This is a genomic window from SAR86 cluster bacterium (genome assembly GCA_023703535.1).
GTDB lineage: Bacteria > Pseudomonadota > Gammaproteobacteria > Magnimaribacterales > TMED112 > TMED112.
The window spans coordinates 1,010,178-1,030,495 of the sequence record CP097967.1 but is presented as its reverse complement, the minus strand read 5'-3'; the positions used below and the strand labels follow the sequence as shown (position 1 = coordinate 1,030,495).

The window sequence follows — 20,318 nt, the reverse complement described above, 5'->3', positions numbered from 1 at the left end:
TTACATTTTCTCCAAAGGAGTAACTCCGATTATTTTAAAGCTATTTTTTAAGACTATACTTGTTGCCTTTGTAATTAGGAGTCTTGCATTAGACTCTTCCTGATTATCTGTTATTACTGAGTTTTGCTCGTAGAACGAGTGATAATTTGCCGCAAGTTCTTTTGTAAAATGAACAAGAGAGTGAGGAGATCTCTCCGAACTAAACTTTTCTAAATAAATTGGAAAATTTATTATTTTTGAGATTAGATCATAATTTTTTACTAACTCATTTTTATCTGAATTATTGTCTAAATTTGGTTTTTTCTTTTCTAAAATTGAACAACATCTTACATATGCGTACATTGTGTAGAAATAGGGGTTATTTTTACTATTTTCTTTTGCAAGTTTGGTATCAAAATCTATTTCATGGTCATATTTCTTTTCAAGAAAAAAGAATTTTATAAGATCTGAATTAAATTCATTCAACAAATCATTTAAAGATAAAAATTTCCCCTTTCTAGTAGACATAGTGTTTTTTCTTCCATCCTCGTAAAGATTAACTAGTTGATAAAGAATATGCTCAATATTCTGTTTTGGTTTTTTTATTAAATTAAATGCTGAAGTTAGCCTAGCAACATATCCGTGATGATCAGCACCAAAAATATTTATGTAATGATCATAGTTTCTATCAATTTTATCTTTATGATAGCCAACATCTGTAAGGTAATAAGTAGGTTCCTTATTGGCTCTTAATAAAACTCTGTCTTTATCATCCCCATATTTTGTGCCCTCAAACCATATGGCGCCATCTTTCTCAAAAGTATTTTTTGATTTAACAATTTCATCCAATGCTTTAGCAACACTTGAATCTTTTTTTTCAATTGAACCAAGTGAGCTTTCATAAAACCACTCATCATGAAGAATTTCCATTCTTGATAGGTCATCCTTTATCAATTTGATCATCTCATTAACAGAAAAATCTCTTATTAAATTCCAGGTTTCTGGTGAATCATTTTTATAGTGTGAGATGAGCTGGTCAATTCTTTCATCAGGATCATCAGAAAATTTTTCTAGAGGATTATTAACTTCATTAACCAATTTTACTGCCATAAATTTCTTAGCTAAATCTTTAATGTAGTCACCTTGATACAAGCCCTCTTTATTTATGTTATTTTGGAAAGTTTCAAGCATTATGCTCAGAGCTAAAATATTAATTTGTCGACCAGCATCGTTAACGTAATATTCTTTAGTCACTTCGTAGCCTTGATTGCTAAGTAAATTCGAAATTATATTTCCCAGAACAGCCCCTCTTGCATGCCCAATATGAAGAGGTCCAGTCGGATTAGAGGAAACAAACTCCACTAAAACTCTCTCTTTTTTTAATTTTTTCTTTCCCCACTCTTCGTTGTACTTTAGTACTTTTTCAACTTCATCAGATATGTAATTTTTATTAATAAATATATTTATAAAACCAGCACCTTCCACGGAGGATTTTGAAATAGCTTTATGATTTATTTTTTCACTAATATCTTTTGCTAACTCTACCGGATTTGTTTTAAAAAATTTAGCAAGTTTTAATGGAGAGCTTGATGAAAAGTGAGCTCTATTAATATCATCGCTTATCTCAAACTCAATATCTTTATCTTTAGGAATGATATCTAAGCCCTTTTCTTTACTGAACTTTTTTACTGCTTCTCTTAACTTTTGATTTAGTTCTTCAATAATCATTATTCATTATTACGTGATACATAACTTCCATCTCTTGTATCAATTTTTATAGTGTCACCAATATTTATGAAAATTGGAACTTGAATCTCTTTACCGCTCACTATCTTTGCTGGCTTCAAAGTGTTAGAAACTGTATCACCTTTTAGCCCTGGCTCAGTGTCAATAATTTCTTTAAAAACAAAAGTTGGAGGCTCAACTCTTAAAACTGAGTCGTTCCAAAATAAAATTTTGCATTCTTCTTCGCCATCAAGCCAATCACTTACAGATCCTAGAATAGTGGAGTCAATTTCAATTTGATCAAAAGTATCTGAGTTCATGAAAATATAGGTTTGTCCTTCTTTATATAAAAATTGAAAACTTTTTTCAGAAATATCAGCACTTTCTATTGTTTCCCCTGATTTAAATGTTCTTTCCCAAACCTTTTCAGTTCTCAGGTTATATAATTTTGTTCTTACAACTGCTTGTCCCTTTCCAGGTTTGTGAAATTCGTGAGATATTACTGAACACGGCTCTCCATCAATTAAAATTTTTAGACCTTGTTTTAATTGATTCGTTGTAAATTTCATACTTTATGATAATTATGTATTATAAGGCAGAAGTAATCAGTTATGGGCAGTACACTTTTAGGACATTTCAGAAATATATTCTTTTCTATTTTATGTTTTGTTTTTTGTTATTTAATCGGTTCACTAGTTGACGAGAATACAATTGGCCAAGGCCAAACATCGCTAGTAATGATTGCAATGTTCATTTCATTCGCGGTTCATATTGTTCTCTACATCCCTTCTTATATTTTTCAAACTGAAAAATTTTATGATTTAACTGGATCCTTTACATATCTTTTAACACTGAGCGCTGTACTTTATCTTAAATATCTAGCAGTAAGCTCAAATCTTGAATTAAGGTCAATATTAATATTCGCATGTGTAATGATATGGACATTTAGATTAGGTAGTTTTTTATTTTGGAGAGTTCTCAAAGATGGAGAGGATAAAAGGTTCAGATCAATCCTTCCAAATTTCTCTCAATTATTTATGACATGGATGCTTTCTGCAACTTGGGTATTTATTCAGTCACTTACAGCACTTGTAGCTATCACTACTCTTAATAAAGCAGATTTTGGTTTGCTTGGAGCTTTAGGTTTAATTATTTGGGTAATGGGATTTTCTGTGGAAGTTGTCGCTGACAACCAAAAAACTAAGTTTAGATCTGATCCCAAAAATAAAGATAAATTTATTACAACAGGATTATGGAACCTTTCAAGACATCCTAACTACGTCGGAGAGATAATGTTATGGATTGGAATTTCTATTATGGCTTTACCAGTCTTAACAGGTTATCAGTACGGCTCTTTAATTTCTCCTTTGTTCTCATTTTTGCTAATCTATTATGTTAGTGGCGTAAGAATGCTTGAAGCTCGCGCTAACAAAAAATGGGGTAATAATGAGAAATATCAGGAGTATAAAAGAAATACGCCTATTTTTTTCCCAAAAATCCCTAAATAAAGGACTTTATTAAATAAGTTGGCTATAAAAGTTGAAGTTATTCGATTATATTTTTATTATTAACAGCCAAGTAAATTAACGGAGTGTAAGTAATATGAGATTATACGTTTACATCCTTGTTCTGCTTTCCATATTTGCACATGCAAATAATGCGGAACTGGAACAAATTTTAAATGAAAATAGTGAGACAATCACTGACTCAGGACAGTCACAAGACACAATTGATGATCTTCAATTAGAGAAAGATTCTCTTCTTGCTGAATGGAAAGTAACAGTAAAACAAGTTGAGGGTTTAAAAATCTATAATGCCCAAAAAAGAAGACAAATAAAAGCTCAAGAAGAGAGACTTGTACTTCTAGATGAGCAGACAATAGCAGTTGAAAAAATGCAGAGACAGGTGCCACCAGTTATGAAAACAGCCCTTGAAGATTTACTTGTTTTCATAAACGATGATGTACCTTTTTTAATGGATGAAAGAAATAAAAGAATCGCGCAAGTCTTAGCAACTTTCGACAATCCAAAAGTTACAGCCTCAGAGAATGTGAGACAAGTGCTTGAAGCCTACAACATAGAAAGAGAATACGGCAGAACAATTGAAACATACGAAGATAGTATTGTTTTAGACGGGGAAGAAAAGGTTGTAAACATTCTAAGAATTGGAAGATTAGCTCTTATGTACCAACTCAAAGATCAGAGTGAAACAGGTGTATGGAATGGTACAGAGTGGGAAGAGGTAAGTGGTTACAGAATTCCTGTCAGAGATGGAATAAGAATGGCAAATAAAACAGCACCTTTAGATTTACTTTTCTTACCAGTTAAAGTTACAAACGAAGGAGGTGAGTAATGAAAAATTTTAGAATAATTTTATTACTTATTTTCTCATCAATCTCACTTCAAAGCATTGCTCAAAGTGATGAAGAGGTTCAGCCAACCAATATGGATAAGCTTCTTGAAGTTGTTAGAGAAGGTCGTTCGAAAGAAAAAGCTGAAAACCAAAAACGAGAGAGTGAATTTTTGTCAAATAGAGATAGACAGCAAGTATTACTTAATGAGGAGCTAGCAGAATTAGCTAGGCAAGAGGAAATTGCTGATAGATTAGATAAAATTTTTAAAGAGAATCAGGAGTTATTAAGAGTTGCTGAAGAAGTTTATCTAAAAGCTTTAGGTTCTTTAAATGAATTATTTGGTCATATTACAAGCATCAGTACAGACTCAAGGGTGACTTTTGAGTCTTCTTTAACAGCAGCAGAGTTTGGTAAAGCGCGTGAAGTTTTCCTAGATAACTTAACAAGAAAAATGGGTGAATCAACAGAATTACCAACTATTTCTGAACTTGAAAGAGTAATGTCTCTTATCACAGAGGAAATGGTTGCTACTGGTTCTGTATCAAAATTTAAAACAAATGTTATTAATGTAGACGGTTCACAATCAGAATGTGAAGTTGTAAGAGTAGGGGTATACAACGCAGTATGTGGAAAAAGATATTTAGAATATGTGCCTACAAAAGGACAATACCAGTTTTTAGCCAGACAACCTGCAGGTAGATATACTGGTTCAGCAGGAAGAATATCGAACTCAAGTTTTGGTGGCGGATATGTAAGTTTCGCTGTTGATCCAAGTGGTCCTTCAGGTGGAGCATTATTAGCTAACCTTATTCAGAATCCATCGCTCTGGGAACGAATCCAACAGGGTGGATTAATTGGTTACATAATCCTTGGTCTTGGTTCTATAACCATGGCATTTGCTATATATAAATATTATGTGCTCTTTATGTTAAATAGATCTGTTGTAGCACAAATGGGATCAAGCTCATATGGTAATAATCCTCTTGGCAGAGTTCTTAAAGTTGGAGAAGCGCATATGAAAGATGCTATTGATAGATTGGAGCTTAAATTAGCAGAGCAAATTATGGCGGAACGACCAAAAATTGAACAGGGAATTAGTTTCGTAAAAATTGTTTCAGTTGTTGCTCCATTAGCAGGTCTGTTAGGTACAGTTACAGGTATGATTATTACCTTCCAACAAATTACCTTGTTCGGAACTGGTGATCCAAAGATTATGGCTGGCGGTATTTCACAAGCTCTTGTAACTACAGTACTAGGACTAGTTGTGGCAATCCCTACAACTTTAGCCCACTCTTTCTTACAGTCATCAGCTAGATCAGTTGTTGATGTATTAGAAGAGCAAGCAACTGGCATGGTTGCAGAAAAAGCAAAGTAAGATGTACTGGCTCTCTGAAGTTTATATAGCTCTACGTGATTTTATGGAATCAGGTGGCACGGTCCTATGGTACATAGCCTTGCTTGTCACTTTTATGTGGGCTTTAATTCTTGAGAGAGTTTATTATTTTCTTTTTGTTCATGATGAGATAGCAAACGGAATTCAAAAGAAATATCTAGCTATGAATTTCAAATCTCCTTGGCATAAATTCCAAATCAAAACTAGATTAATTTCTGAGGGTAAGATTTCCATTAATAAAAACATGCAGTTGATACAAGTTTGTATTGCTTTATGTCCTTTGTTTGGTCTTATGGGAACTGTTACAGGAATGATTGAGGTTTTTCAAATTATGGCATTCACTGGTGGTGGTGATGCAAGATCAATGGCAGGAGGTGTCTCAAAAGCAACACTTCCAACTATGGCTGGAATGGTTTCTGCATTGTCAGGTGTTTTAGTAATGATATGGTTAAAAAATAAGGTTGAAGAAAATGAGTTGCTAATGGGTGAGTATGTAACTCATAATATTAAGAAAGGAGTAAGTTAAATGAGAAGAAGCGCAATATCAGCAGCTGCTAGAGAAGAAGAAAGCGAAATTAATTTAACACCAATGTTAGATGTTGTTTTCATTATGCTTATATTCTTTATCGTGACTGCAAACTTTATTAAAGAACCAGGTCTTGAAGTAAATAGGCCCGATTCAGACACTTCAGAAATACAAGAGAATGCTGCAATTCTTATAGCTATTGGCTCTAATGACGAAATATATATGGACGGTAGAAGAATTGACGTGAGGCAAGTAAAAGCAAATGTAATTAAATTGTTGGCAGATAATCCACAAGGCACTGTTGTTATACAAGCTGATGAAGAAGCTAGTGCAGATGCCATTATTAAAGCTATGGATGGAGCTCGAGATGCGGGTGTCTATGATATATCTTTAGCTGCTGATCCAAAGTAATAAATTATGGCTAGTCTAGTTGCAGAATTAGAAAAATACGGCATTTATCTAACAAAAAAACACCTTTTCATTGCGGGTGCTCCTTTTGTTGGATTCTTCTTATTTCTTTTTATGGTCGCACTTATTTACACAGGTGATGCTGGAGACATTGTTAAAGGCAGAAAAATTACTGATGTAATTATGCCTGATAGAGAAATAGATACCTTGCTTGAAGAATTAATGGAGCCACCAGAGGACCCGGAAGTTGCACCACCTGATATAGCTCCTCCTCAAATGGATGTTGAGCCGCTTGCAATTTCTGCTGTTTCAACTAAACCTCAAATCAATTTCAATTCAGGTTCAGGCACACTATTTAGAGACGGTGAATATATTCCTCTTTTTAAGGTCCAGCCTGTTTATCCTAGAAGAGCACAAGAAAGAGGAACAGAAGGATATGTTATTTTAGCTTTCACGATTACAGAATCAGGTACCATAGAAAACCCATATATAATTGAGGGTAAATGTCGATCTGCAAACAATCGTGATGGTGATTTTAGAGAATGTTCAATGTTCAATAGTGCTGCGATGAGAGCAGCAAGTAAGTTAAAATATAAACCAACAGTGAGAGATGGCAGAGCAGTTGCAGTCGATGATGTCCCTCACAAGTTTACTTTTGAATTGGAGGATGAAGCTTAATGTTTAGCAGGTTACTTTTATTAATTGTTTTTGCATTTTCTTTTGATTTTTATGCTGATGAGGTCGATGGTTTACCAGAATTAGCGAGTGAGAAAGAAAAAAGAAAGATGCAAGTTAGAAGATCAAAAGTTCTAGCAACTTCTGTTGCAAGAAGGGTTACAAAAGTAGTTGAAAATTTAGACTTAGCTGGACAATACGAAGAAGCTCAAACTATTTTACGAAAAGAGAAAAAAGAAGAGCAAGCTAAAGCACTTGATAAAGATATTGCGAAATTTGTAAAAATCGCACAACAAGAAGTTGATGTTTTGAAGAAAGGTTTAGCTGATATGAAAAGTTATGACAGATCTATGGTTTGGTATTATCAAGCTTATCTAAATCTTGCTTATAACGATAATATGTCAGCTGCAAGAAGTAACTATTTAAAATTAGTTAAAGAGGAAGATGCAACTCCACAAATTAAACTTGCAGCTTACTATACGTTAGCGCAGTTAGCCCTATCTGAAGAAGACGTTGATGGCGGAATTAGATATTTAAAAATATGGTTTAAAACAACTCCTGAGCCGACTCCTCAAGCTTATGTATTCTTATCTCAGGCATATTACATAAAAGGGGACACTCAAAAGTCATTTAACGTAATCATGGAGGCTAAACGTCTTGCTGATGAAACTGGTATTACATTTAGAGAAAATTGGTTCAATATTTTATTTGCCACACATACCGATCTTGGACTTCGATATGAGCAGGTGCCTTTTTATGAGGAAGCATTAGAGCTGTATCCTAAGAAGAAATATTTCATCAATTTAGCAGGTCTATATAATGACTTAGATAGACAAGAGGATTACGTTTATTTGCTTAAAACTGCATATACTAAGCAGCTTCTTAACAAACCAGGTGAATTTCAATCATTAGCTCAAATGTTAATTGGCTCTGACAATCCATATTGGGGGGCAGAAGTAATTTTAACTGGCCTAACATCAGTTGAGGGGACTGTAGTAGTCGAACAGGACTGTGCTATTGGAAAGGTGTTAGATGAAAATGGTGAATTTAAGAAAGATAGAAGGGGTAATTTTATCGAAGAGATGGTTTGTTTAGATGTTTATGGACCTGGTTTTGTAAGGCCTGGAACTGATATGGCAAACGATCCTGAAGATAAGCCTTTTTTAGAGGAAGACAAAAGAAATTTAACTATCTTAGCTCAAGCACTAAGAGCAGCAAAAGAACGAGATGCAGCTATTGAAGTTTATGAAAAGTTAGCGAAAATTACCGATGATGGTGAAGCTTTTATCGCTATTGGAAACCTACATTATCAACAGAATAGAATTGATAAAGCTGTTGAGGCAATTAATAAAGGAATCAAAAAAGGGAATCTTAAAAACGTAGATTTTGCACAGCTTACTTTAGGCCAAGCATATTTTGAACTACAAAGATTTGATGAGGCAAGAGAGATATTTAAGCAAATAAGAGAAAGTGACAAAGAAAGTGTAAAGAAATCTGCTAAGGCTTGGCTGCGTTACACTGATGCGGAACAAGAAAGAGTTAGAAATCTAGAATTAAGAAAACAATCACTTTCTTAAATATTCTTTTATTTCAAAATCATACTGATTTTTTTCTGATTTAAAGAATTTTTTTGAATCAACTTCCCTCCATTCTTGTTTATTAAATTCAGGAAAGTAAACATCTCCTTTAATGCTGTTTGCATCTACCCAGCTAATAACAAGTTTTGTGGTTTGCTTAAGGCCTTCAGCAAAGACTTTAGCACCCCCAATTAAAATAATCTCATCAATATCATTTTCTTCGTTATATTTTTTTGAAAAAGCTATAGCATCATTTAGATTGTTAAAAATCTTAATGCCGTCTTGTTCGTTCATTGACGAAGAAACAACGATATTTTTTCTATTTGGCAATGGTCTTCCGATTGATTCAAACGTCTTTCTCCCCATAATTATTGGTTTATTAAGCGAATAATTTTTAAAGTGTTCCAGATCGTCTTGTAATTTCCATGGCAAATCATTATTGACCCCTATGAGAAGCTCTTCGTTCATAGCAACGAGAATTGAAATAATCATACTGCAACTTTTGCAGCTATATGAGGATGATGCTCATAATTTATAAGTTCAAAGTCCTCATAAACAAAATCATCAATATTATTTCTTGATTTAATTTTTATTTGTGGTGGCGTAAGAGGGGTCCTTGATAGCTGTTCATCTGCTTGTTCAAGATGATTCTTATACAAATGAGCATCGCCAAGGGTGTGAATAAATTCTCCCACTTCAAGATTACATACTTTAGCAACCATATGTGTAAGCAGTGCATATGATGCAATATTAAACGGGACTCCCAAGAAAATATCAGCACTTCTCTGATAAAGTTGGCAAGATAACTTTCCTTCAACAACATAAAATTGAAATAATATATGACATGGAGCTAAAGCCATGCTCTGTATATCACTTACATTCCATGCACTCACAATATGTCTTCTGCTGTTAGGGTTAGATTTTATTTGTTCTATCACTTGTTTGATTTGATCATGAGCGCCATTCAGACCTTCCCATTTTCTCCACTGCTTACCGTAGACAGGACCTAAATCACCATTATCATCAGCCCATTCATCCCAAATGGAAACCCCATTATCTTTAAGAAAATTAATATTTGTATCACCCTTTAAAAACCATAAAAGTTCATAGGCCATAGACTTAAAATGAACTTTTTTGGTTGTAAGTAATGGGAAGTTTTGAGATAAATCATATCTCATTTGGTATCCAAAAACTGAGATGGTTCCAGTGCCTGTTCTGTCACCTTTCTCCTTTCCCTCTTGTCTAACTTTTTTTAGTAAATCTAGATATTGATTCATTATTTCTGTAAAGAATTATGAGTCCTAATATTAACATAGGAATAGATAATAATTGGCCTTGTGTTAAGAAACTTAAGAGTAAAAATTCTCCTCCCCATACGTAATCTGGTTGTTTAAATATTTCTGCGATAAATCTAGCCACTGCATAGCCAATCAAAAAGAAGGCTGAATAGTTTCCAATTTTTTTACTTTTAATAAAAAAATTTAAAATTAAAAATAATAAAAATCCCTCTAATATTGCTTCATAGATCTGAGAAGGATGACGAACAAGTTGTTCAGGATCAGAGGGGAAAATCATTCCCCAAGATATATCAGTGGGACGACCGTAAAGCTCAGCATTAATAAAGTTAGCTATCCTTCCTAAAAAAAGTGCTATTGGGACTGAAACACATAACCAATCTGATATTTGAAAAAATTTATATCCATTAGATTTTGCAAAAAAATAGATTGCTACCATCACCCCAATTAAACCACCATGAAAGGACATACCTCCTTCCCAAATTTTTAAAAAATAAATTGGATCTTGCAATTGAAGATGAAAATCATAGAACAACACATGACCCAATCTTCCGCCTATAACAGCACCAAAAAAAAGGCCGTAAGTAATAACTAAATCTGATACCTTTTCGTTATCTAGGTTAATGCCAAACTTTTCTCTAGTGCTAAGCATATGAAAATAAATTAAGTAAGCTCCAACAACATATGCCAAAGCATACCAATGGATATCTATTGAATTGCCCCAGAACCCTGAAAATGGAATTGAAATTGCTACTGGATTTATATCAGGATAATTAATCATTAAGCAAATACCCAGTAAATAAAAATAGGAACTAGTTGAAAAGCATATAGCCTCTGAAAAATTTTATCATCAACTTTTTGAGTCATTTTTGCTCCAAATCTAGAAGCAAAGGAACTAAAGATTGCTATTGCAAACAAACTTAAATAATTAACATAACCAAAAGAAAAATCTGGAAGGTCTTTAGCATCCAAACCTAAAAGAACATAGGAAATTGAACCAAAAATACCAACTGGTAGGGTAAGGGCCACAGATGTTGCTACTGCATTTTTCATTTTTTTTCCCATAAGCCTTAAAAAAGGGCCAATAAAGATTCCTCCTCCTACAGCAAACATTGTTGAAATTAGTCCAACTGCTCCTCCGTAAGGCGCAGCAATAAAAACATTAATTTGTGCATCTTTTTCAGAATCTTTAATTTTAAAAAACATTCTCATAGATACCAGAAAGATAAACAAAGCAAAAACTTTCTTAAAAACTTCTTTGTCAGCATTGGTTGAAATTAATGCTCCAAACAAAGAACCTATAACCAGACCAAAGAATATTTTAAGAAAGCTTTCCCACAAAATAGTTTTATTTTTCAAATGCACGCTTATTGCTGAAAGTGAATTAATTACAATACAAGCTAATGCTGTACCTAAAGATAGAGGGATACTAATTTCATCAGAGTAACCCATTGAGGAGTAGAGAAAATGCAATGATGGAACAATTACTAAACCTCCACCAACCCCAAAAAAACCAGCTAAAAAACCAGCAACTATACCTATTAGAGGATAAATAAGAAATTCAATCATCATTTTTAATTTTTTTTGTTTCTTTTTCTCCGAGTGAAATAAGTTTATTTATTCTTGAACTTATTGATCCTGTTCCATCTACTAGCTTATTCTTAGCGTCTGTAAATTTCTTCTGACTTAATGCGATTGTATTTCCAAGACTATCCATAGAATCTACAAATCCAGCTAATTTTTCTACTAACTTTCTAGCTTCTTCATAAATTTTGAATGCTTGTTCACTTTGTTTGTCGATCCTCCATAAATTTTCAAACATATGTAATGCCATATGTAGTTGAGTAGGACTTAGAAGGGCAATATTTTTCTGAGTTGCAAAGGAAAGTAAGGAATTATCATATTTAAGAGCTATATTTAATGCATCATCAATTCCAATGAATAAAAAAGTCATTCCAGGTGTTTTTAATTCTTTTATATCGCTGTATTTTTTCTCGCTTAACTCTTTTATTCTCTCTTTTACTCTTTGTGAATGAAGTTTGCCAAATTTATCTCTTTCTTTCTCGTCGCCCACTGAACAATAGTCATAATATGCTCGAAATGAAAACTTTGAATCAATTACCAAGTGTCTTTCATGAGGAAGGTATACTATTGCGTCTGGTCTTTGATCTTTTAAACCCTCACCATCGCTGACCTTATAGTTTTCTTGCAGAACATAATGTAAATCTTCCTCTAACCCTGATTTATCAAATAAGAGTTTTAAAGTCATTTCGCCGTAATCCCCTTGAGTTTTGCTGTCACCTCTCAAAGCATTTGCAAGATTTGTAGTATCTGATGTTATTTGATTTGTTTGTTCTATTAACCCGTCAATAGTTGTTTTTGTTTGAGCATGAATTTTTATCTGTTGCTCAGAATTTTTTCTAATTTCTGTCTCATACTCTTTCATCCGTTCTCTAAGCGGGTCTATAATCTTTTCAATACTTTCTTTTGATGAGACTTTAAATTCTTCTTCTCTTTTTTTGTAAATATTTTCAATTGTTTCTGAAAACTCTTCTGGTTTGAGGTTAGAATTTCTCTGTAGTACAAGTAAAATAGTAAGTACTAATGTGGAAAATACAAAAAGTATTACCGCAGCAATTAAAAAACCAGATTCCATATGAGTATTTTAGAACAAATTAAGTCTGAACTCCCTTGGCTTGATGATAAAGTTTCTTTTGATTTAACAAGAGGAAAGCCATCTGCTGATCAGCTTAATGTTACTCAAAAGAATTTTAAGCATATTGAAATTCCCTTTGAAATGGATGGAATTGATCTTAGAAATTATGGAAATCCAGAAGGCATACCTTCTGCAAGAAAACTTGGTGCACAAATTCTTTCAACAGAGTTTGACGAAACAATAGCTCTAGACAATTCGTCTCTAACTATAATGCAACAGTTAGTTTCATGCGCTTACCATCTTGGATTTCCTAAGAGTAAATTGTCAGAAAAAACTAAGTTTTTGTGTCCCGTACCTGGATATGACAGACACTTCAAACTTCTTGAAAATTTTGGTGTTGAAATGATTCCAATGCCATTTCAAGACGATGGCCCTGATCTTAATGTGATTAGTGGCCTTATTTCCAAAGACGATGATATTAGTGGAATAGTCTGTGTCCCAAGACACTCAAATCCTACTGGACATGTTTACTCTGATCAAAATGTAAAAGAAATCTTTGAGTTAATTGCTAACAAAAAAAGAAATTTTATGGTTCTTTGGGATAATGCTTATGCTTGTCATGATTTCAGAGATACTATAAACCAAACACCTGTGATGAAGTTGGCAGATGAGTATGATTTAAAAGATAATTTATTTATTGTTGGTTCGACATCAAAGATTACACTTGCAGGTTCAGGGCTGGCTTTTTTTGCAAGTAGTGAATTAAATATTTCAAAGTTTATAGAATATAGAAATTCATTAACTCCAGGTCCAAATAAATTAAATCAGGGAATGCATGTAAATTATTTCAAAAAAAGCTCTCTACAAAGTCAAATGGAGAGTTTAAAAGAGGTTATACTGCCAAAATTTGAATTAGTTGAAAAATACCTTGATGAACTAAAAAAAGACGGTTTCTGCGATTATATTCAGCCATCTGGTGGCTACTTTATCTCATATGAATCATCAAACTCTAATGCTGAGCAAATAATTGAACACTGTTCAAAGTTAGGTCTAAAGCTTTTGCCAATAGGTTCTTGCTTTCCTTATCAAAAAGATCCTAAAAATAGCAATATTAGAATTGCTCCAACATTTCCTAACCTCGAAAATTTAGAGAGATGTATGGAAATATTTTCAAAAGTCGTAAAAAAATTGAACTAATTTTATTTCTACCAGTCTAAGAAGATGACAGGAAGATAAGAGTTCAATCGTAGTCTGCCCATATAAGGTTAGCAGCAACCGATCTGAAAGGACGCCAATCTCTTGCTATCGAAGTCATATCCTCAATGCTTGGCCGTTCTTTCAGATCTTTTAGTCTTTTTACCCCTTCTTGAAGACCAATATCATTTTCTGGCCAAACATCTGGTCGATCTAAAGAGGCCATAAGATAGCAATCAGCTGTCCATTTCCCTATACCTTTAAACTGGCATAAATAAATTCTTGCCTCCTCATCCTCCATTTTTGCAATATTGGAGTAATTCAAATTGCCATTTATTTCTTCAGTTGCAATACCCTTTAAATACGAAATTTTTGGTCTACTTAGGCCCGCATTTCTTAATTTACTTACAGACAACTTCATAAAGCTTTGAGAATTAACATTGCTCATTAATGCCTGCACCTTTTTTTTAATTGCATTAGCAGATTGGACTGAAACTTGTTGTTCAATTACAAGGTGCAAAATACCAGCAAAACCTTGAGGACGAACAAAGAAGTTTATTTCTTCTTCTGGAAGGATTTTTTTAAAATTAGGTTCAACTTTAAGAAGGTGCTTAACTCCCTCGTCATAAACACCTTTGTTCACTTTCTTTGCATTCCATTTTTATGCATAAAGTTTATGAATTCATCAAATTTATCTTGCCCAAAAAAATACTGATCACCATGTACTAATAAGGGCACTCCGTGATGACCTGCAGCTAACTGCTGCTCTTGGTTATATTTAATATCAGAAATTATTTTTGCTTCTTGCTCATTAGCCTCTTTTTCAAGAACATCTAAATTTAAACCAACAGAATCACATACTTTACTTAGGTTTTTTCTTTCAAACCATCCTTCTTTGCTGCCAAATATTTTATTGGACAAAGCTTGTGCAAAGTTGATTCCTTGGCCATGATAATGAGCCGCTTGACCTAAATGACAAATATAAAATATATAAGGTTGCTCTGATGATATTTTTCCTGTGAGTATATTTTGCACAATTGGGTCCGGTTTAGGTCTAAAAAATGGCATTTCATGTCTATTTGCAACTTTACGATAGTCCAGTAGACGCCAAAAGAAGTAGGTCAGCATATTTTTATTCTTAAAAAAACTGGGTTTTCTTATAGCTAGTGGATAAACCAATCTAAAGTTCACATCCACATCATATTCTTCTATTAATTTTTTTAATCTAGGAAGAATAAAGTAAGAATACGGACTTCTGTACGAGAAATAAAAATCAACTTTCATATCTTTATTTTATCATTTAGTATCTCAAGATTAGGTAGCTAAAGCCATTAAGTTAGTTAGGCCACATAACATAGTCTTCATCTTCCTCCCAACCATCCTCAACTACTTCTTTAAGAGTTCTGTCTATAGAGATTTTAGCTTTCAGACTTGATTGAAAAAGAGGTTCTTTAGAATTTTTAAGATGTTCATTTAATATTGTTTTTAGTTCGGCTACTTTCGTTAAATTTTCTTTAGATAAATCGACTTTTTCAGTTGGATCATTATTTAAATTGAACAACCACTCATTCTTTGGATGATCAGATAATTGAAGTTTCCATCCATCTTTAATAACAACTTTATTATGTCCAGTTCTCCAAAAGAGGGCCCTATCTTTTGCCTCAGATGAGTTGCTAAATAAGTCTATTCCATCAACGTTATGTTCTGGTGCCTCTTTGGCTAAAGCATAAATTGTTGGGGCTATATCAATATGTGCTGCTCTTTCAAAAATCTCTTTTTCAGATATCCCCTCTTTCCAAAAGATAAGGGGGACTTTAATTCCTCCTTCAAAAAGACTTAACTTCCATCCCCTATAAGGAGCATTAATATATCTCAATCCAAGATAGCCAGCTCCTCCATTGTCACTTGTAAAAATAATCCATGTGTTATCAGCTAATCCTTGAATATTCAGCTCATCTAAAATCCCTTCAATACTCCTATCTAAGGCTTTGATCATAGCCGCATAAACTCTTTCTGTATGATCCTCAATATTTGAAAGTGCGTCATAATCAGATTTTAAGGCTTGCAAAGGGGTATGCACCCCCCAGTGAGCTAGATACAGAAGAAATGGTCTATTTTTATTAGCTCTAATTACTTTTCTGGCTTCGTTTGTATAGTAATCAGTTAAATATCCTTTTGGTTCAAACCAATTTTCTCCTATTTTCACTTGGTTAAAAGATGCAGCATATTGCATTCTTGCCCATAAAAATTTATCTACAGGATCATGATCAAGATATGCATTCACAACATTAGGATCATTTACTGGAAGAAATAATCCACTTGCCATTAAAAGACTCTCTTTAAACCCTTGGGCATTTGGATGTTCACCTTCACCGCGACCTAAATGCCATTTACCAATGTGTGTAGTGTGATACCCAGCCTTGCTTAATTGATCAGCAAATGTAATCTCTTCGCTTGGTAGACCTTGGAGCTCAAATCTTGGGTTAGATCTTAAAGCTTCTGTATTCACCTCAACACTTTGGAATGGAGCAAATAACTGTAGACTTCTCCCCATACCATCTGGTAAAGGAGTGAATTCATAGCCAGTTGAAGTAGCATATCTTCCAGTAACAATCATTGCTCTAGACGGAGCACACATTCCTGTTCCTGCATAGGCATTTGAAAACTTAATTCCTGTATTTGCTATGAAATCTATATTAGGTGTTGGTAATTTACCATTTGCAATGCCACTTCCAAATGATGTTAAGTCATTAATCCCTAAATCATCAGCAACAAAAACAATAAAGTTAGGTCTATCATCTATTCTATTTTCAGGACCTTTTTCCCAAATAATTTCTTTATTTTCAGAAACATTAGATTTCCCTGTTATAACTACAAAACTAAGAAAAAGTTCTTTCCAAAAAACAGCGAGCAATAATCCTGCTACTAATAAAAAAAGTAATATTTTTTTCATAATTTCCTTCTAAAGAAATAAATTAAAGTTGCTATTAAAATAAAAAAGAAAGCTGATCCAGCGTATATATATGGCATGAAGTGCCTTTTAGCAGTATTAATTGTCATTTCATCGTACCATCTATAAGATTCGCCAAGTTCAATTACACCATTTTTTTCAACATATTCTGAGTATTTTTGAATTAAGGTTTTAAAAATTTCAGGTTCAATTAGTTGTAAATCTTGCGTTTCTCCAGGATCATTTTTTAAATTGTATAATCTCCATTTACTATCACCAACAGGAGGTTTATTTTTTACGATTTTATAATCTCCAAGAAAAAGCGCTGAATTTCCAGAAACCTCAAGACCTACTGGCTCGTTTTCTTTATATAAATCGGTATTAAAGTCATTAAATATAGCTTTAAGTGACTTTCCTATCATTTGATCCTCTTTTTCTCTAGACGCTAGATCAGCAATTGTAGGAGCTACATCTGTTACAAATGTTAAACCTTTATATTTTCCTGAGGGAATACCTTTTCCAGAAATTATGAGAGGAACTCTCAGGCCGCCCTCAGACATATGAAATTTATAAAGATGACTTGGACTTGCCATTGCTTGTGCAAATTCAGTTCCAATGAAAACATAACTATCTTCTTCACCCAATGTTTCAAGATTGTTATTCCAGCGTGATGTTTCATACCAAGCTCGCCAGGTAGCATGATCTCTAGGGTCATTACCTTCTGGTCCATTATCTGAAGTAATAATAAAAATTGTATCCTCATACAATCCATTATTTTTTAAATACTCTATCAATCTTCCTATATGAAAATCCATTGCATTTAACATGCCAGCGAAGACAGCCATACTCTTAATTAAAAGCTCTTTTTCTTCTTGAGTCTCTTCTTCCCATGGGTAATTCTCTAAAGAATTGACAGCATTTTTATCTTCAGGAAAAATTCCTAATTCCTGTGCTCGTTTGATTCTTCTCTCCCTTAAGGCACTCCAACCATCTTTATAAAGATCTAAATATTTCTCGGTAAATTCCTTAGGAGCTTGTACTGGTATGTGTTGTGCTTGAAAAGAAACATAAGCAAAAAAAGGTGATTTTGAACCGTCTTCATCTATGAAATCAATCATTTGATCAATGAAAAATTCTGATGAATAAAAATCTTCTGGTAATTCGACCTCTTCACCATTCTTAAACCAAGGAGCCTCAAGATAGTAGGGAAGATAAGAATGATTGCTGTAATTATCACCTCCTGTTGCATCAAGAATAAAAGTTTTATCGAAGCCTCTATTTACCGGTAACGAAGGAAAATGCTCTCCACCAAAACCCAAATGCCATTTACCAGTCATGTAAGTTCTATAACCTGACTTCTTTAAAACTTCTGCAATTGTTAAAGCTTCTGGCAAAAGATACCCTTCGTAGCCTTTATTTTTCCTTAGATTTCTAGGCAACACTTCAGGAATCATTGGAATTCCTGTTTTATGATTATCCATACCTGTGAGAAGCATTGCTCTGGATGGCGCACATTCAGGCGAAGTATGGTAGTTTGTGAACATTAAACCTTTTTCAGCTAAGAAATTAATATTTGGTGTATCTATTTCACCACCAAAAGCTTCAAGATCAGTCAGACCCAGGTCATCGATTAGTATCAATACAAAGTTTGGTTGATTTTTAGCTTCTAAATTGGTAAAAAATAAGGCTAATAAAAAAAAGATATAGCGCATTCAGTGAATTTTATCACATAGTTAATGAAATGCAGGGAGAGTAAAAATCAAAATAGTTTTAATTTTAATCGTCATTTACGGTTTAATTTCATCATTTTTTCCATATTCTGGACTAGCTTGGTATTTCCCATTAAGTTTTGAGAAAGTTGATCTTGAGGACTCAAGGCTCATGTACTTACATGTGATGAGATCGTCTGCTCATGTGACATTTTGTGCACTCATTATAAATTATCTCAATGATAAAAGACCTATATCTTCATTGGGCCCAGTTGTAATATTTTTTTATGCATGTGTTTTTTTTGAGATATTTGCATTTTTAATTCTTGAATTTGTACATGGAGTAAATTTCGATTTCAGAATTTTACTAAGCATCTTCTTTTTATTACTAGCAATTTTTACTCACAGGGCAAATTTAAAGAAAAAACAAACCATATTTAGAGACTAGAATTAAGGAAGCAGCTGTTTTATAGTAAAAAAATATGAAAATTAAAAAAGTTAAAAATCAACCAAAACAAATCACTAAGTATCCTGAAATAGACCCAAAAGAACAGGATGCAGTAGAAAGTGTAAATGAAATATTTAAAACACCTTTAACAGGTGCATATAATTGGGACTATATTGTAGTTGATGACAGAATAAAAAAACTTTATGAGTTAGGCAAAAAACTCAATTGGAATGAAGACTTCGATTTAGATTGGTCTCAAGACTTTCCTAAAGACCAGTTTCTCATTAATTCAGATATTTTTAAAACACCAGAAGTTGAACTTGATGGCTACGATGATCTCTCCTTTGAGAAAAAAATTGAAATGGACAGACACAGGGTGTCTTGGAATTTAAGTCAATTTCTTCATGGCGAACAAGGAGCATTATTAGTAGCTTCTCAGCTTGTTTCATGTGCGCCCACTTTTAATGCAAAACTTTATGCAGCTTCACAAACTTTTGATGAGGCAAGACATGTAAATTGTTTCAACAGATATTTAAAAGAGAAAATTGGTTTCCAGTATCCTTCAACTGATGGCCTGAAATCTTTAATGGATAAAATCCTCACAGATGAAAGATGGGATCTGAAGTTTATAGGTATGCAAATTATTATTGAGGGCCTTGCTCTTGCAGCTTTCAATAATTTGAAATTAATTCTAAATGATGGCCTTCTAAAACAACTTCTTCACTACGTGATAAGGGATGAAGCGCGACATGTTACTTTTGGAGTAAATTACCTTGAAGATTATTTAAAGACTTTAAGTAAAAGCGAAATTGAAGATAGAGCACAATTTGCCTTTGAAGCTTGTGTTGTAATGAGAGACAGACTCATTTCAGGCGAAGTAATATCTAGATTTCTTGATTACACTCCAGAAGAAGCACATAAGATAGCTGAAGAATCTGAACAAGGTGAAAATTTTAAGAATTTGCTTTTCACTAAGATAATTCCAAATCTCACAAGAATTGGCTTAATTACTGATAAGGTAAAACCAAAATATGAAAAACTTGGTGTTTTAAGCTATCAAGAACTTGAAGATAACTTCAATGTAGATTGGGCAGAGATTTCAAAGCCCTATGAAACCCAAGAAGAAATCGAGCAAGAGATATCCTCTGTTTTTGAAAACAGCGCTCAAAATTAATTGGGAATTTAAACTAGACTAATTTAATTTCACCGACGCCTTCTCTACCCTTATATTCTTCAAGAGTAAATTCAACTGCATCGTTTTCGTTCAGAGTATCGATTCCACATTTTTGTAATGCACTTATGTGAACAAAAACATCTTTTGATCCATCTTCAGGTGCAATGAAACCAAAACCCTTAGAATTGTTAAAAAATTTTACAACTCCTTTTTGCATACTTTCTCCTCTTAGATTCCCTTAAAAGAGAATCTTAGT

Annotated in this window: 22 protein-coding genes; 10 read left to right on the top strand and 12 right to left on the bottom strand. The window is 33.4% G+C overall.

Annotated elements, in window-relative coordinates; genetic code table 11:
* Together argS and efp are read right to left on the bottom strand one after the other, a co-directional pair.
* Positions 1-1,707 (bottom strand): arginine--tRNA ligase, encoded by a 1,707-nt coding sequence (gene argS, locus M9B42_05350; GenBank protein URQ64194.1) that lies wholly within the window; start codon positions 1,705-1,707, stop codon positions 1-3.
* Positions 1,707-2,273 (bottom strand): elongation factor P, encoded by a 567-nt coding sequence (efp, locus tag M9B42_05345; protein URQ64193.1) that lies wholly within the window; start codon positions 2,271-2,273, stop codon positions 1,707-1,709. Before efp ends, argS begins: the two co-directional genes overlap by 1 nt.
* Before the next feature lie 42 nt (positions 2,274-2,315).
* Between efp and M9B42_05340 the strand changes: the two genes are divergently transcribed.
* From M9B42_05340 to M9B42_05310, 7 genes are all read left to right on the top strand, one after another.
* Positions 2,316-3,212: a DUF1295 domain-containing protein gene (locus M9B42_05340; protein URQ64192.1), complete on the top strand. Its 897-nt coding sequence runs from the start codon at positions 2,316-2,318 to the stop codon at positions 3,210-3,212.
* A 94-nt stretch (positions 3,213-3,306) separates the two neighbouring features.
* Positions 3,307-4,056: a DUF3450 domain-containing protein gene (locus tag M9B42_05335; GenBank protein ID URQ64191.1), complete on the top strand. Its 750-nt coding sequence runs from the start codon at positions 3,307-3,309 to the stop codon at positions 4,054-4,056.
* Positions 4,056-5,432 carry a MotA/TolQ/ExbB proton channel family protein gene (locus M9B42_05330; protein URQ64190.1) on the top strand — a complete coding sequence of 459 codons (1,377 nt, stop codon included), beginning with the start codon at positions 4,056-4,058 and terminating at the stop codon, positions 5,430-5,432. Before M9B42_05335 ends, M9B42_05330 begins: the two co-directional genes overlap by 1 nt.
* A 1-nt stretch (position 5,433) precedes the next feature.
* A complete protein-coding gene (locus M9B42_05325) occupies positions 5,434-5,976 on the top strand; it encodes a MotA/TolQ/ExbB proton channel family protein (GenBank protein ID URQ64189.1) in 543 nt (180 codons plus the stop codon).
* The gene (locus M9B42_05320; protein ID URQ64188.1) at positions 5,977-6,387 is read left to right on the top strand and encodes a biopolymer transporter ExbD; all 411 of its coding nucleotides are present in this window, start codon (positions 5,977-5,979) and stop codon (positions 6,385-6,387) included.
* A 6-nt stretch (positions 6,388-6,393) separates the two neighbouring features.
* Positions 6,394-7,062 (top strand): TonB family protein, encoded by a 669-nt coding sequence (locus M9B42_05315; protein URQ64187.1) that lies wholly within the window; start codon positions 6,394-6,396, stop codon positions 7,060-7,062.
* Positions 7,062-8,636 (top strand): tetratricopeptide repeat protein, encoded by a 1,575-nt coding sequence (locus tag M9B42_05310; protein ID URQ64186.1) that lies wholly within the window; start codon positions 7,062-7,064, stop codon positions 8,634-8,636. The genes M9B42_05315 and M9B42_05310 overlap by 1 nt, the downstream gene beginning before the upstream one ends.
* Here M9B42_05310 and M9B42_05305 read toward each other — a convergent pair.
* From M9B42_05305 to M9B42_05285, 5 genes are read right to left on the bottom strand one after another with little or no spacing between them, the layout of a single operon-like run.
* Complete coding sequence (locus tag M9B42_05305; protein ID URQ64185.1) at positions 8,625-9,128, bottom strand: dihydrofolate reductase; 504 nt, start codon at positions 9,126-9,128, stop codon at positions 8,625-8,627. The two genes, M9B42_05310 and M9B42_05305, sit on opposite strands and share 12 nt — an antisense overlap.
* Positions 9,125-9,913 (bottom strand): thymidylate synthase, encoded by a 789-nt coding sequence (locus M9B42_05300; GenBank protein ID URQ64184.1) that lies wholly within the window; start codon positions 9,911-9,913, stop codon positions 9,125-9,127. The genes M9B42_05305 and M9B42_05300 overlap by 4 nt, the downstream gene beginning before the upstream one ends.
* Entirely contained in the window at positions 9,879-10,712 is an 834-nt protein-coding gene (gene lgt, locus M9B42_05295; protein URQ64183.1) for a prolipoprotein diacylglyceryl transferase, read from the bottom strand. Before lgt ends, M9B42_05300 begins: the two co-directional genes overlap by 35 nt.
* Entirely contained in the window at positions 10,712-11,500 is a 789-nt protein-coding gene (locus M9B42_05290) for a sulfite exporter TauE/SafE family protein (protein ID URQ64182.1), read from the bottom strand. The genes lgt and M9B42_05290 overlap by 1 nt, the downstream gene beginning before the upstream one ends.
* Positions 11,493-12,587, bottom strand: a complete 1,095-nt coding sequence (locus M9B42_05285) for a DNA recombination protein RmuC (protein URQ64181.1) — start codon at positions 12,585-12,587, stop codon at positions 11,493-11,495. Before M9B42_05285 ends, M9B42_05290 begins: the two co-directional genes overlap by 8 nt.
* Here M9B42_05285 and M9B42_05280 point away from each other — a divergent pair, their 5' ends adjacent.
* Complete coding sequence (locus M9B42_05280; protein ID URQ64180.1) at positions 12,588-13,784, top strand: aminotransferase class I/II-fold pyridoxal phosphate-dependent enzyme; 1,197 nt, start codon at positions 12,588-12,590, stop codon at positions 13,782-13,784. It abuts the gene before it with no gap.
* A 43-nt stretch (positions 13,785-13,827) separates the two neighbouring features.
* Here the strand turns inward: M9B42_05280 and M9B42_05275 are convergent, their stop codons facing one another.
* Genes M9B42_05275 through M9B42_05260 form a run of 4 tightly spaced genes read right to left on the bottom strand, consistent with a single transcriptional unit; the run spans position 13,828 to position 18,443 of the window.
* The gene (locus M9B42_05275) at positions 13,828-14,424 is read right to left on the bottom strand and encodes a DNA-3-methyladenine glycosylase 2 family protein (protein ID URQ64179.1); all 597 of its coding nucleotides are present in this window, start codon (positions 14,422-14,424) and stop codon (positions 13,828-13,830) included.
* On the bottom strand, positions 14,421-15,065 hold the full coding sequence (locus M9B42_05270) for a DsbA family protein (protein ID URQ64178.1): 645 nt from the start codon (positions 15,063-15,065) through the stop codon (positions 14,421-14,423). Before M9B42_05270 ends, M9B42_05275 begins: the two co-directional genes overlap by 4 nt.
* A gap of 52 nt (positions 15,066-15,117) precedes the next feature.
* A complete protein-coding gene (locus tag M9B42_05265; protein URQ64177.1) occupies positions 15,118-16,734 on the bottom strand; it encodes a sulfatase-like hydrolase/transferase in 1,617 nt (538 codons plus the stop codon).
* The gene (locus tag M9B42_05260; GenBank protein URQ64176.1) at positions 16,731-18,443 is read right to left on the bottom strand and encodes a sulfatase-like hydrolase/transferase; all 1,713 of its coding nucleotides are present in this window, start codon (positions 18,441-18,443) and stop codon (positions 16,731-16,733) included. The genes M9B42_05265 and M9B42_05260 overlap by 4 nt, the downstream gene beginning before the upstream one ends.
* 184 nt (positions 18,444-18,627) lie before the next feature.
* Here M9B42_05260 and M9B42_05255 point away from each other — a divergent pair, with 184 nt between their 5' ends.
* Positions 18,628-18,888 carry a hypothetical protein gene (locus M9B42_05255; protein ID URQ64175.1) on the top strand — a complete coding sequence of 87 codons (261 nt, stop codon included), beginning with the start codon at positions 18,628-18,630 and terminating at the stop codon, positions 18,886-18,888.
* 34 nt (positions 18,889-18,922) lie between these two features.
* Positions 18,923-20,062: a ferritin-like domain-containing protein gene (locus tag M9B42_05250; protein URQ64174.1), complete on the top strand. Its 1,140-nt coding sequence runs from the start codon at positions 18,923-18,925 to the stop codon at positions 20,060-20,062.
* A gap of 13 nt (positions 20,063-20,075) precedes the next feature.
* On the opposite strand, the gene M9B42_05245 is transcribed toward M9B42_05250, so the two are convergent.
* Positions 20,076-20,279, bottom strand: a complete 204-nt coding sequence (locus tag M9B42_05245) for a cold shock domain-containing protein (GenBank protein URQ64173.1) — start codon at positions 20,277-20,279, stop codon at positions 20,076-20,078.
* Positions 20,280-20,318 lie beyond the last annotated feature (39 nt).

Bases quoted from the DNA above. Each gene is read 5' to 3' on its own strand.
- argS (URQ64194.1), bottom strand. From the start codon at position 1,707: ATGATTATTGAAGAACTAAATCAAAAGTTAAGAGAAGCAGTAAAAAAG.
- efp (URQ64193.1), bottom strand. From the start codon at position 2,273: ATGAAATTTACAACGAATCAATTAAAACAAGGTCTAAAAATTTTAATT.
- M9B42_05340 (URQ64192.1), top strand. From the start codon at position 2,316: ATGGGCAGTACACTTTTAGGACATTTCAGAAATATATTCTTTTCTATT.
- M9B42_05335 (URQ64191.1), top strand. From the start codon at position 3,307: ATGAGATTATACGTTTACATCCTTGTTCTGCTTTCCATATTTGCACAT.
- M9B42_05330 (URQ64190.1), top strand. From the start codon at position 4,056: ATGAAAAATTTTAGAATAATTTTATTACTTATTTTCTCATCAATCTCA.
- M9B42_05325 (URQ64189.1), top strand. From the start codon at position 5,434: ATGTACTGGCTCTCTGAAGTTTATATAGCTCTACGTGATTTTATGGAA.
- M9B42_05320 (URQ64188.1), top strand. From the start codon at position 5,977: ATGAGAAGAAGCGCAATATCAGCAGCTGCTAGAGAAGAAGAAAGCGAA.
- M9B42_05315 (URQ64187.1), top strand. From the start codon at position 6,394: ATGGCTAGTCTAGTTGCAGAATTAGAAAAATACGGCATTTATCTAACA.
- M9B42_05310 (URQ64186.1), top strand. From the start codon at position 7,062: ATGTTTAGCAGGTTACTTTTATTAATTGTTTTTGCATTTTCTTTTGAT.
- M9B42_05305 (URQ64185.1), bottom strand. From the start codon at position 9,128: ATGATTATTTCAATTCTCGTTGCTATGAACGAAGAGCTTCTCATAGGG.
- M9B42_05300 (URQ64184.1), bottom strand. From the start codon at position 9,913: ATGAATCAATATCTAGATTTACTAAAAAAAGTTAGACAAGAGGGAAAG.
- lgt (URQ64183.1), bottom strand. From the start codon at position 10,712: ATGATTAATTATCCTGATATAAATCCAGTAGCAATTTCAATTCCATTT.
- M9B42_05290 (URQ64182.1), bottom strand. From the start codon at position 11,500: ATGATTGAATTTCTTATTTATCCTCTAATAGGTATAGTTGCTGGTTTT.
- M9B42_05285 (URQ64181.1), bottom strand. From the start codon at position 12,587: ATGGAATCTGGTTTTTTAATTGCTGCGGTAATACTTTTTGTATTTTCC.
- M9B42_05280 (URQ64180.1), top strand. From the start codon at position 12,588: ATGAGTATTTTAGAACAAATTAAGTCTGAACTCCCTTGGCTTGATGAT.
- M9B42_05270 (URQ64178.1), bottom strand. From the start codon at position 15,065: ATGAAAGTTGATTTTTATTTCTCGTACAGAAGTCCGTATTCTTACTTT.
- M9B42_05265 (URQ64177.1), bottom strand. From the start codon at position 16,734: ATGAAAAAAATATTACTTTTTTTATTAGTAGCAGGATTATTGCTCGCT.
- M9B42_05260 (URQ64176.1), bottom strand. From the start codon at position 18,443: ATGCGCTATATCTTTTTTTTATTAGCCTTATTTTTTACCAATTTAGAA.
- M9B42_05255 (URQ64175.1), top strand. From the start codon at position 18,628: ATGAGATCGTCTGCTCATGTGACATTTTGTGCACTCATTATAAATTAT.
- M9B42_05250 (URQ64174.1), top strand. From the start codon at position 18,923: ATGAAAATTAAAAAAGTTAAAAATCAACCAAAACAAATCACTAAGTAT.
- M9B42_05245 (URQ64173.1), bottom strand. From the start codon at position 20,279: ATGCAAAAAGGAGTTGTAAAATTTTTTAACAATTCTAAGGGTTTTGGT.